The following is a 13,879-nucleotide window of genomic DNA, read 5'->3' on the forward strand; positions in this document are numbered from 1 at the left end:
CCTGCTGCAAGCGGTGTGCATCCATGAATGAGGTAGTCACGTGACATCTTTACCCGATTCTCGCCTGGCCCACATGTCGCCCTCACTGGACGACATGGCCAGCCGTGTGCTGGCGGAACATGCCTCCAGTCAGCGCACACGTACCATCGTGGCCCTCGCCGGTCCGCCGGCGGCGGGCAAGTCGACGCTGTCGGAATCCCTGTGCGAGACCCTCAACGCGCTGGAACCCGGCATCGCCGTGGTGGTGCCGATGGATGGCTATCACTACGACAACGCCGTGCTGGCCCCTCTGGGGCTGCTCTACGTCAAGGGCGCTCCGGAGACCTTCGATGCGCGCGGGCTCTATCACGACCTCGTCAGGGTGCGCGCCGATGATGGCCCGGTGGCCGTGCCGGTGTTCGACCGCCCGCTGGATCTGGCGCGTGCCGGAGGCCGCGTGGTCGAGCCCCGTCATCGCATCGTGCTGGTCGAGGGCAACTATCTGCTGCTGCGCCACGCGCCCTGGGATGCATTGCTGGAATTGTTCGATATCCGCATCTTCCTGGACATCGAGGATGAGGTCCTGGTGCCGCGCCTGCTGCATCGCTGGCGCGAGATGGGCCAGGATGCGCGGGGTGCCCATGAGCGTACCCATCACAAGGACATGCTCAATGCGCATCTGATCAAGCAGGACTCGCTCAACGCCGACTGGCGCTGGCGTCTGGCGAACGACCCCATCGGCCCCGACGCGGATGACAGCTGAATGATGGATGGCAAGGAGAGCCGCATGTGGGTTGGCGTTGACTGTGGAACCCAGAGCACCAAGGTGGTGATTCTCGACCCGGACTCCGGGCGGATCGTGGCCCAGGGCCAGCGCAGTCATGCGCTGCAGGAAGGGGCCAACGGACGCCGTGAGCAGGACCCGCTCGACTGGGTCGCCGCGCTGGAAGGTGCCTTCGATGAGGCACTGACCACCTCGTGGCTGGACCCGCGGCGCATCGAGGCGATCGGGGTGTCCGGTCAGCAGCATGGCATGGTGGTGCTGGATGAGGCGGGCGTGCCCCTTTATCCGGCCAAGCTATGGTGTGATACCGAGACCCGCGAGCATAACGCCGCCTTGATCGAGGCGCTGGGCGGAGAGGCGGGCTGTCTGGAGGCATTGGGACTGGTGCTGCAGACCGGTTACACCGCCTCCAAGCTCGCCTGGCTGCGTGAACAGCATCCTGAGCGCTATCAGCGCATCGCCAGCATCCTGCTGCCGCATGACTATCTCAATTTCTGGCTGACCGGGGAGCATGTCGCCGAATATGGCGACGCTTCGGGCACCGGCTATTTCGATACCCGGCGCCGCTGCTGGCATCAGGATGTCTTCGCGCAGATCGCCCCGGAACTGGACGCGCAGCGCGTGTTGCCCAGACTCATCGAATCCCATGAGCCCGCCGGGCATATCCGGCCCGAGATCGCCGCGCGCTTCGGGCTACGTGACGACGTCATCGTCTCCAGTGGTGGCGGCGACAACATGATGAGTGCCATCGGCACCGGCAACATCGCGCCGGGGCGCGTCACGCTGAGCATGGGCACCTCCGGCACGGTATGCGCGTGGTCAGCTCAGTATCCCGAGGGCTGTGACCCTCAGGTGGCTGCCTTCAGCGCCAGCGATGGCGGCTGGTTGCCGCTGGTGTGCACCATGAATGTCACCTCTGCCACCACGCGGGTGCGCGAGATGTTCGGCTTCGACATCGATACCTTCTCCGCGCAGGTGGCAAGCGCGCCTCCCGGGGCCGAGGGCGTGCAGATCCTGCCGTTCTTCAATGGCGAGCGCGTGCCGATGCTGCCGCGTGCCCAGGCCAGTTTCCATGGGCTGGACAGCCGCAACACCACCCCGGCCAACCTGTGCCGCGCGACCATGGAAGGCGCAAGCTACGGCCTGCGCTACGCGCTTGAGTGCATGGGGCCGCTGGGCAGTGCGGCGCGCCAGATTCGGCTGGTGGGGGGAGGTGCCAAGAGCCCGCTGTGGCGTCAGATGCTGGCGGACATTCTCGACCTCGAGGTGGTCTGCCCGCAGGTGACCGAGGCCGCCGCATTGGGCGCCGCCATTCAGGCCGGCTGGTGTCTGCGCCAGCGGGACGCGCAGGGAGAGGGGCCACGCAGCGAGACGCTGAAGGCGCTGTGTGATCGGCTGGTGGCGCTGGACCTGACGACCCACACCCAGCCCCAGCCCGAGGGAGTGGCCGCCTACCGCAAGGGCTACGCTGACTACCGCGCGCTGCTGGCCAGCGAGCACGGCATTCCCACCGGCGGCTGAATTCCTGCCATCAGCGCTTCAAGCCAGACAACATCGCCCCCGTCGAGGCTCACTCGGCGGGGGCGATGTTGTCTGGCACTTCACTGCATCAGTCGCAGCTCATACGTACGCTATCAGGCTCTCGTACGCTATCAGGCTCTAGATTGCGTGCTTGAGCGAGAACTTGGGTGCGAGCTTATGCACGAGCTTAGGCATTGGACGAGCGCGCCCACAGATTGACGCCGCCATCGACGGCGTAGCGGTCGATCTCGTCGAGTTCGGCCTGGGTGAAGTCGAGGTGATCCAGCGCCTTGACGCAATCACTGACCTGCTGCGGACGGCTGGCGCCGATCAGTGCGGTGGTGACGCGGTTGCCGCGCAGTGCCCAGGCGAGCGCCATCTGCGCCAGCGACTGGCCACGCCGCTCGGCGATGGCATTGAGGGCGCGCACCCGCTCCAGGTTGCCCTCGGTGAGGTGGTCTTCCTTGATCGCCCCGCCACGTGCCAGGCGGCTGTCCTGTGGCACGCCGCCCAGATACTTGTCGGTCAGCACGCCCTGGGCCAGCGGCGAGAACACGATGGAGCCGATGCCCTCGTCATCGAGGGTGTCGAGCAGGCCGTCTTCCTCGATCCAGCGATTGATCATCGAGTAGCTGGGCTGATGGATGATGCACGGCGTGCCCAGCTCGCGCAGGATGGCGGCCGCTTCGCGGGTGCGCTGGGCATTGTAGGAGGAGATGCCCGCATAGAGCGCCTTGCCGGAACGCACGGCGCTGTCCAGCGCCCCCATCGTCTCTTCCAGCGGCGTGTCGGGGTCGAAACGATGCGAGTAGAAGATGTCGACGTAATCGAGATCCATGCGCTTGAGGCTCTGATCCAGACTCGAGAGCAGGTACTTGCGGCTGCCCCATTCGCCGTAGGGGCCAGGCCACATGTGATAGCCCGCCTTGGTGGAGATCACCATCTCATCGCGATAGCCGGCGAAGTCGCGCTTGAGCATGCGGCCGAACATTTCCTCGGCGCTGCCCGGGGGCGGCCCGTAGTTGTTGGCCAGATCAAAGTGGGTGATGCCCAGATCGAAGGCGGTGTGGCAGATGGCGCGCGCATTGTCTTCATGGGCGTTGTTGCCGAAGTTGTGCCAAAGCCCCAGTGACAGGCGGGGCAGTTTGAGGCCGCTCTTGCCGCAGCGCTGGTATTGCATGCGTTCGTAGCGATCTTCAGCCGGGGTATAGCGCATGGCGGAGTCCTTTCGCGAGTGAAGGCGGGGATGTCTCAAGGAGGAAATGACCTCGGATGACACCTTCAGTCTAGGTCGCGTCTGTCGGTCTGATAAGCACATGCGAACGAATAGATTGTTCGCCAGAACGTACAATGCTATGGCAGGCTCGATCACTGAAATCCCTAGTAGCTGTCATGAGGAGCAGGCTGGATGCAGCATCACAAGCAGGTAGAGCGCCTGATGTTGTTCGCTCAGGTGGCGGAATCGCTCAGCTTCACGCAGGCGGCCAGGGTGCTGGGCATCTCGCGCGCCCATCTCTCCGAGCAGGTGCGGCGGCTTGAGCACGATATCGGGGCGCCCTTGCTGATTCGCACCACGCGGGCGGTGCGCCTGACCGAGGAGGGCGAGCGTATCCGCCAGCGCATGCAAGGCGTGCGCAGCGAGCTGCTGGCACTGGAGCGTGACCTCGAGCACGACCTCGAGCATGGGAGGGAGCACCTGCGACAGGGGTTCAGCGGCGTATTGCGCATCACGGCGCCGGTGCTGTTTGCCGAGCGCTATCTGATCGGGGTCTGCAATGCCTTCCAGGCCCGCCACCCGGCGGTCGAGCTGCGCCTGGACGTCAGTTACGAGAGTCATGATCTGACGCGCGAACCGTTTGACGTGGCGTTTCGCGCCACGCGCACGCCACCGGACAACCTGATCGCGCGGCGCCTGCTGGATTACGTCCACTGTTGCTGTGCCTCGCCCGAGTACCTTGCGGCGCAGGGCACCCCTCACACGGCCGCAGCACTTGCCGACCACCGTTGCCACCGCTGGGCCGGGCAATCCGGCTGGCCGCTGGCCAGTGGTGAGGTAAGCCCCGCTGGCGGACTGGCGATCAATGATCATCGTCTGCTCAAGCAGCAGGCGCTGGATCACGCCGGCATCATCCGGGTCGCTCATTACCTGGTGGATCGTGAGCTGGCCGAGGGGCGTCTGGTGCGTCTGCTGGCGCACGAGGAGGGCGAGCCCAACAGCATCTACATGCTCTATCCCCAGCGCCTGCCGCAGTCGGGCAAGCTGCGCGCCTTCATGGCGGCGGTGGAAGCCGCCATGCCACCTCGCAGTGCGTGACCGAAAGGCACAGACGCAAGAGTGGCGTATGCAAAAAGACCGCCGTACCCTGATGGGCGCGGCGGTCTTTTTAATCGCCTTTTATTCAGACCGGTGAGGCCTCTTGACCAGGCTGGCGGGGTCTCAGAGACCCAGTACGGCGACCCCGGCCTTGGCGATCTGGGCATCCTGCTCCGGCTTGACGCCGGACACGCCGATGCTGCCGGCGATCTGGCCCTCGACCATCACCGGCACGCCGCCGCCCAGCATGCCTTCAAGCTCCGGCGCTGACAGGAAGGCGGTGCGTCCGCCGTTGATGGAGTCCTCGAACAGTTGCGTCTCGCGGCGCCCCAGGGCAGCGCTCTTGGCCTTTTGCTGTGCGAAGTAGCCGGTCATCGCCGGCGTGTCGTCCAGGCGACGCAGGCCCAGCGGGTGGCCGCCATCGTCGGCAACGGCGATGGAAACGGCCCAGCCGTTGGTCTCGGCTTCCTTCTGGGCGGCGTCCAGCATCTGATTGACGTCAGCGAGGGTCAGTACGTGGCGAGTGATCATCGGGCTTCCTTGGCAAGTGGTGCGAGTGAGTGAAAGTGACAGCAAGAGTAACAATAACAATAACGGTGAATCGTCATGCCTGCGGCAGCGTCTCGGGCAGGGCGTCATCCACCAGTTCGATCCAGTGACTTACCGGCGTGCGTCCGGCGCTCGAGAGATGCGTCTGACAGCCGATGTTGGCAGTGGCGATGCGCGCAGGCCCGTTGGCCTCCAGCGCCTCAAGCTTGCGGTCTCGCAGCTGGCGTGACAACTCCGGTTGCGTGATCGAGTAGGTGCCGGCGGAACCGCAGCACAGATGCCCCTCGGCGACCGGGGTCAGGGTGAAGCCCAGCGCGCGCAATATCTTCTCCACTTCACCGCCCAGACCCTGGGCATGTTGCAGGGTGCACGGGCAGTGGAAGGCCAGCGGCTGCGGGTCGGGGGAGGCGGCGGAAAGCGTCGGTCGGTCATCGCGGGCGATCTCCTCACCGAGCACCTCGACGATGTCACGCGCCAGGGCACTGACGCGCGCGGCGCGCTCAGCATAGTCCGGGTCATCGGCCAGCATCTCGCCATATTCCTTGACGAAGGCGCCGCAGCCACTGGCGGTCTGCACGATCGCCTCCGCGCCCGCCTCGATGGCCGGCCACCAGGCATCGATGTTGGCACGCATGCGCGCGCGACCGGCCTGCTGGGCGTTGAGATGATAGTCGATGGCGCCGCAGCAGCCGGCCTCGCGGATCGGCGTGACGCCGATGCCGAAGCGCGCCAGCACGCGGGCGGTGGCGGCGTTGATGTTGGGAGCCAGACCCGGTTGCACGCAGCCCTCCAGCATCAGCACCTGACGCGAAAGCGCCTGATCAGAAGGCGTCGCGGTGACGGGGACGGCCGGGTGCTCAGCGTGACGGTCGTGCTCGCGGGCCAGCGGGATCTTGTCGGCCAGCGCGCCCGGCGCGAGCGGGCGGAAGCGCACCCCGAGTGCCAGCAAGGCCTTGAAGCGAGCAGGCTCGACCAGCGCATGGCGCAGCCCGGCGCGCAGCAGGCGCTCACGCCAGGGGCGCCCGACGCGCCGTTCCAGTTCCTGACGGCCGATATCCAGCAGGGTGTGATATTGCACGCCTGACGGGCAGGTGGTCTCGCAGCTGCGACAGCTCAGGCAGCGATCCAGATGCTGCTGGGTCTCGCGGGTGATCTGCGTTGCCTGCTCGCGAACTGCCTCGTCGGGACTTTCGGGATCGCTTTCCAGCAGCTGCTTGATCAGATAGATGCGTCCACGCGGTCCATCGCGCTCATCGCCCAGCAGCTGATAGGTCGGGCAGGTGGCATTGCAGAAGCCGCAATGTACACAGCTGCGCAGAACCTTGTCGGCTCGCTGGATGTGCGGCCTGGCAAGTGCGGCGTCACTGAAGTGGGTCTGCATTCAGGTGCGTCTCCCGTCATGAAGTGAATCACATCTCGGCATATAGACGACCGGGATTGAGGATGCCGTGAGGATCCAGCTGCTGCTTGAGCTGGAGGTGATAACGGGCATTGATGGCGGCCAGTGGCATCAATGGACTGTCCTCGGCAGCGACGGCTCCCGGGGTGTAGCAGATGGCATGGCCACCCAGCCGGCTGGCCAGCGAACGAACCCTGTCAGCGGGGGCGTCGCTGTAAAGCCAGCGCTGGGCGCCTGCCCAGTCACACAGCAGGTCGGCGTCCTCAAGATGACCCAGCAGCTCGCTGACGGCGGCTTGCCATTCGACGTGATCCAGTGCCAGCGGCAAGGACAGTCGCCACAGGGCCTGATGTGGCGCACGCGCGGTGAAGAAGGGCAGGCGGTGCTCACGCAACTCAGTCCAGTGCGCCGATGCCTGGTCAGGCATCAACACCTCGCCGCCCAATTGCTCGCGCCCGGCCTGGACCGAACGCTCGCCCCCTTCCAGGCGCAGGGTGAGGCGACCGTCATGCCAGCTGGTCGCCGTGACCGGCAGCGGCGTGCGCCCCCAGGCATCCAGGCGAGTCAGCGCCTCGGCGAGACTTAGCTCCAGGCACAGCGATTCGCTCGCCACCGGGCGCGGCATCACCTTGAGCGAGACTTCGCTGATCACGCCCAGCGTGCCCTGGGCACCGCACATCAGGCGCGAGAGGTCGTAGCCCGCCACGTTCTTCATCACTTCGCCGCCGAAGCGCAGCGCCTTGCCGTCGGCACTGATGATGCGCGTGCCCAGTACCAGGTCGCGCAGGCTGTCGCTCCAGGGGCGGCGTGGGCCGCTGAGTCCAGAGGCAAGGGTGCCGCCGACGGTCGCTGCGGGGCCGAAGTGGGGCGGCTCGCAGCTCAGATGCTGGCCTTGTTCGGCGAGCACGGCCTCCAGCGTCGCCAGCGGAGTGCCGGCACGTACCGAGACCATCAGCTCCACGGGGTCATAGTGGGTGATGCCGTGGTGCGTGCGCATGTCCAGGACACCTTCGGCCTCGACATTACGCCCGAGAAAGGCCTTGCTGCCACTGCCGGCGATGCGCAGCGGGCGTCTCGCCTCATGGGCGGCGCGGACCTGCTCGCAAAGTGCCTCACTGGCATTGTGTTCCTGCGTGTGCTGGCTGGCGGCAGGTGTGGCGCACTCGGCATGGCTTGGCACCTGATCCTGGAGCGAATCATCTGGCTCTGGCATGGCATGTCTCTATGAAGTGGCGATGAAGTGGCGATGAAGTGGCGATGAAGTGGCGATGAAGTGGCGATGAAGTGGCGAAAATCAGGTGGCAGAATGTCTGGTGGCGGCAAATGTGCGAGCTGTCCAGAACCGAGAAAAACCGTCCAGACGCGCGCAAGCTGTCCAGAAACGCGGCAGCTGTCTAGAAGCGCGGCAGCTCCGGATGTGGCAGCTGGTTGTGATGCACATGCATGGCACCGAATTCGGCACAGCGCGCCAGCGTCGGGATGTTCTTGCCGGGATTGAGCAGCCCGGTGGGGTCGAAGGCGGCCTTCACGGCATGGAAGACGCTGATCTCCTCGTGATTGAACTGCGCGCACATCTGGTTGATCTTCTCGCGGCCCACGCCATGTTCGCCGGTGATGCTGCCGCCGGCGGCCACGCACAGTTCCAGAATCCTGCCGCCGACCTCCTCGGCCAGCTCAAGCTCCCCGGGCTTGTTGGCATCGAACAGGATCAGCGGGTGCATGTTGCCGTCACCGGCATGGAAGACATTGGCCACTGCGAGCCCCGATTGGCGCGAGAGTTCGGCGATACCGTTGAGCACGGCGGGCAGTTCGCGGCGCGGGATGGTGCCATCCATGCAGTAATAATCGGGCGACATGCGACCCACGGCAGGGAAGGCATTCTTGCGTCCGGCCCAGAAGCGCGCGCGCTCGGCCTCATCACGGGCGAGCCGGATCTCGGTGGCACCGGCGCGTTCCAGCACCTCGCGAACCCGTGCGCAATCATCAACGACATCGGCCTCGGTACCATCCAGCTCGCAGAGCAGGATGGCCGCGGCCTCCACCGGATAGCCCGCGTGGATGAAGTCCTCGGCGGCGCGGATGGCGAGGTTGTCCATCATCTCGAGCCCGCCGGGGATGATGCCGCAGGCGATGATGTCGCCCACCGCACGGCCGGCCTTGTCGATATCGGCGAAGCTTGCCATCAGCACCTTGGCCGTCTCGGGGCGGGGCAGCAGACGCACCGTGACTTCCGTGACCACGCCCAGCATGCCTTCGGAGCCTGTCATCAGCGCCAGCAGGTCCAGCCCGGGGGAGTCGAGGCTGTCGGCGCCGATCGTCATCGCCTCGCCCTCGATGGTCAGCACCTCGAGCTTGAGCAGGTTGTGCACGGTCAGGCCGTACTTGAGACAGTGCACGCCGCCGGCATTCTCGGCCACGTTGCCGCCGATGGAGCAGGCGATCTGCGAGGAGGGGTCCGGCGCGTAGTAGAGCCCGTATGGGGCGGCAGCTTCTGAAATGGCCAGGTTGCGCACCCCGGGTTGCAGGCGCGCGGTACGCGCATCGGGGTCGAGCTCGAGAATGCGCGCCATGCGCGACATCACCAGCAGCACGCCTTGTTCCAGTGGCAAGGCGCCGCCGGAAAGGCCAGTGCCAGCACCGCGCGTGACCACCGGAACCCCCAGCGAGTGGCATTCGCGCAGCAGGGCGGCGACCTGTTCGACACGCTCGGGCAGCGCGACCAGCATCGGCATGACGCGATAGGCCGCCAGTCCATCACATTCGAAGGGATGCAGATCCTCTTCGCGATGCAGCAGGGTGAGGTCGGGCAGCAGCGTGGTGAGGTGCGCCAGTACCCGGGACTTTTCGTGCTGGGGGAGAGGGCCATCCAGCGTCGGGTCATACAGGATATTCATGCCATGCCTCCAGGAGAGTCCGGTACTCGCGATGCCGTGTCGGGTGTCCATTGCGCCGGTGATGCATGAGGCGTGTCGGGTGTGCAGGTCACGACGCGCGGGTGTGTCTCCAATCTGGCAGTGAGGGCTGCGCCTTGTCCATGCGAAGCCACAGTGGTCTGACCAGACATTCGTCTAGTTCATGTCATCGGGTATCGCTGCCGACAGGAGAGCTCGCTAGGGTAGAGAGCGTGGTCTGACCAGTGAGAAAGGCGGCAGTCTCCTTGCCGTATGTGGGCAGGCGAGCGGCAGACGAGAGACGAGCACCCCGGGAGAGGCCAGCCGGGCTGGCTCGGCCGGTTCATCAGGGGAGGGGCAGGGATGCAGGTGTCAGAGAGAATGGCGTGCGGTGAGCAGCGTGCGCCGGAGCATGCGGCGGCGCGCCTCGAGCAGTTGATACTGGATGGTGTGCTCAAGCCGGGTCAGATGATTCCTTCGGAACGCAGGCTCTGTGAGCGACTGGGTATCTCACGCGCCTCGCTGCGCGAGGGGCTGAGGCTGTTGCGCGGCAAGGGCATCATCGAGACGCGCCACGGCAAGGGCTCAAGCGTCGCTCAGCTGTTGCCGAGCGGCGATATCAGTCCGTTGATGCACCTGTTTCGGGACCAGCCGCGCACCTTGTATGACCTGCTCGAGGTGCGCGCGCTGCTGGAGGGGCAGTCGGCGCGACTGGCCGCCCAGCGCGGCACGCCGGCGGATAGAGTACTGATCCGGCGTCATTACGAGGCAATGGCGGCCTGCGTGCGCGAGTATCCGCCGGACTTCCCGTCCTCAGCGCAGGGCGATGAGGCGCTGCCGGATGCCCAGCAGCTGGCGCGTCACGACCACGCCTTTCATCACGCCATCTGTGAGGCGTCCCACAATCCGGTGCTGGTGCATACGCTCAAGGGCATCAATGACCTGCTGCTCAGCTCGGTGTTCGCCTCGCTGCGCAATCTCTACCATCGGCCGATTCCCCGCGGCCAGATCAATGCTCAGCACACGGCCATCTATCGTGCGGTGATGGACCAGCAGCCGGACGCTGCCGAAAGCGCGGCGCTGGACCACCTGCACGGCATTCGCGACAGTCTGCGTGAGCTGGAAGCGGAAGATGAGCGGCTCATCCGCTCTGCCATGCGTCTGGAAGGCTTCGAGTAGCGCGCAGGGTTTGAGAGCTGGCCTTGAGAGCTGATCTTGAGAACAGGCTTCGAGGTCAGGCGTGTGGCTAGGTGTGTGGCCAGGCTGGCAAGCGGGGCGGACTCAAGGCAAAGTGGTCAGCTCATCATCCAGGACAACGTGCTGCCTTCATGTGGAAACTCTCTTCCGCGAGTGATTGGCTCGACCGCCTCAATCAATCCCGCCACGCCATGCTGTGGCTGTTCATCGCCTCGATGCTGGAAACCCTTTTGATCCCGATTCCCATCGAGGTCATCCTGATCCCGTGGATGCTGCGCCATCCCGAGCGCCGCTGGCGAGTGGCCGCGGTGGCATTGGCCGGCAACCTCACCGCGGCGCTGCTGGGGTTCTATCTCGGGGCCTATGCACTGGCGGCGTGGGGCGATGGGTTGATCAGCTTCTTCGGCGGCCAGCAGGCCTTCGAAGCCTTCCAGCAGCGCTTCAGCGAGCAGGGCTTCCTCGCCATCATGCTGATCGGCATCGTGCCGATTCCCTTTCAGAGCGCCATGCTGGTCGCCGGTGCCAGCGGGTATCCGGTCGGGCTGTTCCTGCTGGCGGCGCTGGTCGGGCGCGGAGTGCGCTATTTCGGACTGGCGGCCCTGGTGGCATTGGTCGAGGATCAGGCGATGGCCCTCTGGCAACGCTATTCACGCCCACTGGGCGTGATCGGGCTGACCCTGACGGGCGTGTGGTTATGGCAGGCGTTCATCGCCTGATCTGCCGGCAGTCGCCAGCAACGCCTTGCCACGCTGATAGTCGGCCTGCCAGATCTCATCGGGCACCATGCTGCCGCCGGTGGCCCATATGACATGGGTGGTGCTGGCCTGTACTTCGCCGTCATCCAGCCCGACAGCCGCTCGCCAGGCGTGCCACTCGGGAGCGTCATTGCGCAGCACGCGGATGATGCCGGGCACCCCGGCCAGCGCCGATGGCTCAAGCTTGAGCCCTTCGCTGTCATGCGCCAGCGCCAGCCATTCGAGCATGCTGTCATCCGACAGGGTGTAGATGCCACTGAGCAGCGATGCCATCACCTGTCCGACGAAGGCCGAGGCGCGCCCCACCGCCAGGCCATCGGCACAGGTGCGATTGTCCAGTCCGATATCCTCCACCGCGATGCCGTCATGCTTCCCGGTCAACATGCCCAGCAGCATGCAGGGGGAATTGACCGGCTCGGCGAAGAAGCAGTGCACGGCGTCACCGAAGACCTGCTTGAGGCCGTAGGCCACGCCGCCCGGGCCGCCGCCGACGCCACACGGCAGGTAGACGCACAGCGGATGGCGGGCATCCACGGCAATCCCCTGATCCTCGAGCTGCCGCGCGAGGCGGCTGGCTGCCGTGGCGTAGCCCATGAACAGATCCCGCGAGCTTTCATCATCGATGAAGTGGGCGTCTGGCTGCTGCGCCTCCCGGCGTCCAGCCTCGACCGCCTTGCTGTAATCGCCGCTGTGCTCCACGACCTCTGCGCCACGCGAGCGCAGCAGATCCTTCTTCCACTGCTTGGCATCCGCCGACATGTGGACGGTGACGCGAAAGCCGAGTCGGGCACTCATGATCCCGATGCTGAGTCCAAGGTTGCCGGTGGAGCCCACCAGTATCCGCTGGTTGGCCAGCAGTGCCTGAATCGCGGGGTGTTCGAAGGTGCGATAGTCGTCATCAAGACGCACAAGCCCTGCGTCAATGGCGAGACGCTCGGCATGCTTGAGCACCTCGTGGATGCCACCACGTGCCTTGATGGACCCTGAGATCGGCAGTTGATGGTCACACTTGATCATCAGGCGGCCGGGGAGTGTCTGCCCGGAGGCATGGGAGGTATCAGGCGTGGCAAGGGACTCGCCCAGCGCCTGCTGCAAGCTGGGCGCTGCCACCAGCGGTGATTCGATGCGCCCTGACGCGGCGGCCGTCTCAGTAAAGGCCTCGGCAATCCAGGGCGCGAAACGTGCCAGGCGCGCCTCGGCAGCCTCGATATCCTGTTCGCCCACGCCACTTGCCTGCAATGCCGGCGAGGCCTGCGCTTGCGTGATGTCGAGTCGTCCGGGGTTCAGCCAGCTGATTTCCCGGCGAGCCCTCAGAGTGGCAATTTCCGGATGATGCAGGGTGAGGGCACTCAGATCATGGGGCGTGGCAGGCATGCGATGTCCTTGTGATGGGGGGGCTCGATTGCGCAGCAATGGGGAACAGGCCTCAGGCTAGCGCGTCCTTGCCCGACATGTCTCGTGATCAATTGGGCCTGCACATTCGGCCCTGCACATGATGCGAGCCGACTCATGCGTCTTCATAAGGCAACGCACGTAGCCCAGCTTTCACATCTGGTAAAGGTCTGTGACAAAAAAGGCCGATTTTTTTGGCCACCCTCGGGATAGAAATGCCAAAGCTGCAGTCATAGTTGGCAAGGACATGATGTTATCGCGATGTTATGTCTGGCTTTAACTGTTCTTATCCACCGCCATGCACTGCCTGGCGGTTTTTTTTGGTCACGAGTGCGTGGTCATCGAGTCAATGCTACGGCGTCATTGCCCGAGAGAACGTCATGACTTGCGTTCGCAAGCGCTTTTCCGTCCTGGCGTGACGCTCCAGAAATCATGACCCGGACATGAATGGGTTAGCTGGCAGGTAATCATGTGAGGCAAGGCCTCGCACATCGGATGGTCAAAGAGACATGAAAAAGCCCGCGCAGACAGGATGTCTGCGCGGGCTTTTTCATGGGCGCTGCATGCTTCTGCATGCTCCTTCACGCGGCGCCATGTCTGGCCAGCGTCGTCAGGCAATCACGCGCCGGATGTCAGTTCAGCAACCCGCCTGCATGGTGAGCAGGGCACTCAGGACATCACGACGTGTCACCACACCGATCAGGCGTCCCTGTTCCACCACGGGATAGACCTTGGGCTGATGACCATTCATGCGCTGTGCAAGGTCGGTGATGCTGTCATTGGGGCCGACACTCAGGACCTCGTGACGCATGAGGTCACCGACCTGTGCGTGTTGGCCGCAGTGATAGGCGCTGTCGAGCAGCTTGCCGAGGATGTCCTGCTCCGAGATGAAACCGACCAGACGATCCAGGTCATCGACCACAGGCGCACCCGGCAGACGGTGATGGGTCAGGCCGTGGGCGAATTCCAGGATGCTGGTGCGTGCCTTCACCCGATAACAGTCGCGGGACATGATGTCGCGAAGGGTCGAAGGGACCTTCAGTTGTGTGGCTTTCATGGGCAGGTCTCCTGCTTCGCCGCTGACGACGCCCGGGCAGG

Annotated in this window: 12 protein-coding genes; 5 read left to right on the top strand and 7 right to left on the bottom strand. The window is 64.9% G+C overall.

The genetic code is table 11. The annotated features are described in order from the left end of the window. Positions 1-40 precede the first annotated feature (40 nt). Together PJK54_RS01005 and xylB are read left to right on the top strand one after the other, a co-directional pair. Positions 41-742: a nucleoside/nucleotide kinase family protein gene (locus PJK54_RS01005; RefSeq protein WP_307722823.1), complete on the top strand. Its 702-nt coding sequence runs from the start codon at positions 41-43 to the stop codon at positions 740-742. Between the two features lie 24 nt (positions 743-766). Continuing rightward, positions 767-2,284 carry a xylulokinase gene (xylB, locus tag PJK54_RS01010; RefSeq protein ID WP_271301991.1) on the top strand — a complete coding sequence of 506 codons (1,518 nt, stop codon included), beginning with the start codon at positions 767-769 and terminating at the stop codon, positions 2,282-2,284. 187 nt (positions 2,285-2,471) lie between these two features. Here the strand turns inward: xylB and mgrA are convergent, their stop codons facing one another. Next, positions 2,472-3,500, bottom strand: a complete 1,029-nt coding sequence (gene mgrA, locus PJK54_RS01015) for an L-glyceraldehyde 3-phosphate reductase (RefSeq protein WP_191236757.1) — start codon at positions 3,498-3,500, stop codon at positions 2,472-2,474. Positions 3,501-3,692: 192 nt separating this feature from the next. On the opposite strand from mgrA, the gene PJK54_RS01020 reads away from it, so the two are divergent. Then, the gene (locus PJK54_RS01020; protein ID WP_271301992.1) at positions 3,693-4,598 is read left to right on the top strand and encodes a LysR family transcriptional regulator; all 906 of its coding nucleotides are present in this window, start codon (positions 3,693-3,695) and stop codon (positions 4,596-4,598) included. A 123-nt stretch (positions 4,599-4,721) separates the two neighbouring features. On the opposite strand, the gene PJK54_RS01025 is transcribed toward PJK54_RS01020, so the two are convergent. The 4 genes from PJK54_RS01025 to glcD all read right to left on the bottom strand — a co-directional run bounded on the left by PJK54_RS01025 (position 4,722) and on the right by glcD (position 9,440). After that, positions 4,722-5,129, bottom strand: a complete 408-nt coding sequence (locus PJK54_RS01025) for a GlcG/HbpS family heme-binding protein (protein WP_271301993.1) — start codon at positions 5,127-5,129, stop codon at positions 4,722-4,724. Positions 5,130-5,202: 73 nt separating this feature from the next. Next, entirely contained in the window at positions 5,203-6,528 is a 1,326-nt protein-coding gene (gene glcF, locus PJK54_RS01030; RefSeq protein ID WP_176493034.1) for a glycolate oxidase subunit GlcF, read from the bottom strand. A gap of 28 nt (positions 6,529-6,556) precedes the next feature. Continuing rightward, a complete protein-coding gene (glcE, locus tag PJK54_RS01035) occupies positions 6,557-7,759 on the bottom strand; it encodes a glycolate oxidase subunit GlcE (protein ID WP_271301994.1) in 1,203 nt (400 codons plus the stop codon). Between the two features lie 181 nt (positions 7,760-7,940). Beyond that, positions 7,941-9,440: a glycolate oxidase subunit GlcD gene (gene glcD / locus PJK54_RS01040; RefSeq protein ID WP_271301995.1), complete on the bottom strand. Its 1,500-nt coding sequence runs from the start codon at positions 9,438-9,440 to the stop codon at positions 7,941-7,943. 360 nt (positions 9,441-9,800) lie between these two features. Here glcD and glcC point away from each other — a divergent pair, with 360 nt between their 5' ends. Continuing rightward, positions 9,801-10,616 carry a transcriptional regulator GlcC gene (gene glcC, locus PJK54_RS01045; RefSeq protein ID WP_077372683.1) on the top strand — a complete coding sequence of 272 codons (816 nt, stop codon included), beginning with the start codon at positions 9,801-9,803 and terminating at the stop codon, positions 10,614-10,616. A 149-nt stretch (positions 10,617-10,765) separates the two neighbouring features. Next, positions 10,766-11,350 carry a YqaA family protein gene (locus PJK54_RS01050; protein ID WP_084209012.1) on the top strand — a complete coding sequence of 195 codons (585 nt, stop codon included), beginning with the start codon at positions 10,766-10,768 and terminating at the stop codon, positions 11,348-11,350. Here PJK54_RS01050 and PJK54_RS01055 read toward each other — a convergent pair. Both PJK54_RS01055 and PJK54_RS01060 read right to left on the bottom strand, forming a co-directional pair. Continuing rightward, on the bottom strand, positions 11,327-12,763 hold the full coding sequence (locus PJK54_RS01055; protein ID WP_271301996.1) for a D-serine ammonia-lyase: 1,437 nt from the start codon (positions 12,761-12,763) through the stop codon (positions 11,327-11,329). The two genes, PJK54_RS01050 and PJK54_RS01055, sit on opposite strands and share 24 nt — an antisense overlap. A 655-nt stretch (positions 12,764-13,418) precedes the next feature. Further along, on the bottom strand, positions 13,419-13,838 hold the full coding sequence (locus tag PJK54_RS01060) for a CBS domain-containing protein (protein WP_084209010.1): 420 nt from the start codon (positions 13,836-13,838) through the stop codon (positions 13,419-13,421). Positions 13,839-13,879 lie beyond the last annotated feature (41 nt).

It is taken from the genome of Cobetia sp. MMG027 (genome assembly GCF_027947415.1).
In the GTDB taxonomy this organism is placed as follows: Bacteria; Pseudomonadota; Gammaproteobacteria; order Pseudomonadales; family Halomonadaceae; genus Cobetia; species Cobetia marina.

Bases quoted from the DNA above. Each gene is read 5' to 3' on its own strand.
- xylB (WP_271301991.1), top strand. From the start codon at position 767: ATGTGGGTTGGCGTTGACTGTGGAACCCAGAGCACCAAGGTGGTGATT.
- mgrA (WP_191236757.1), bottom strand. From the start codon at position 3,500: ATGCGCTATACCCCGGCTGAAGATCGCTACGAACGCATGCAATACCAG.
- PJK54_RS01020 (WP_271301992.1), top strand. From the start codon at position 3,693: ATGCAGCATCACAAGCAGGTAGAGCGCCTGATGTTGTTCGCTCAGGTG.
- PJK54_RS01025 (WP_271301993.1), bottom strand. From the start codon at position 5,129: ATGATCACTCGCCACGTACTGACCCTCGCTGACGTCAATCAGATGCTG.
- glcF (WP_176493034.1), bottom strand. From the start codon at position 6,528: ATGCAGACCCACTTCAGTGACGCCGCACTTGCCAGGCCGCACATCCAG.
- glcE (WP_271301994.1), bottom strand. From the start codon at position 7,759: ATGCCAGAGCCAGATGATTCGCTCCAGGATCAGGTGCCAAGCCATGCC.
- glcD (WP_271301995.1), bottom strand. From the start codon at position 9,440: ATGAATATCCTGTATGACCCGACGCTGGATGGCCCTCTCCCCCAGCAC.
- glcC (WP_077372683.1), top strand. From the start codon at position 9,801: ATGCAGGTGTCAGAGAGAATGGCGTGCGGTGAGCAGCGTGCGCCGGAG.
- PJK54_RS01050 (WP_084209012.1), top strand. From the start codon at position 10,766: ATGTGGAAACTCTCTTCCGCGAGTGATTGGCTCGACCGCCTCAATCAA.
- PJK54_RS01055 (WP_271301996.1), bottom strand. From the start codon at position 12,763: ATGCCTGCCACGCCCCATGATCTGAGTGCCCTCACCCTGCATCATCCG.
- PJK54_RS01060 (WP_084209010.1), bottom strand. From the start codon at position 13,838: ATGAAAGCCACACAACTGAAGGTCCCTTCGACCCTTCGCGACATCATG.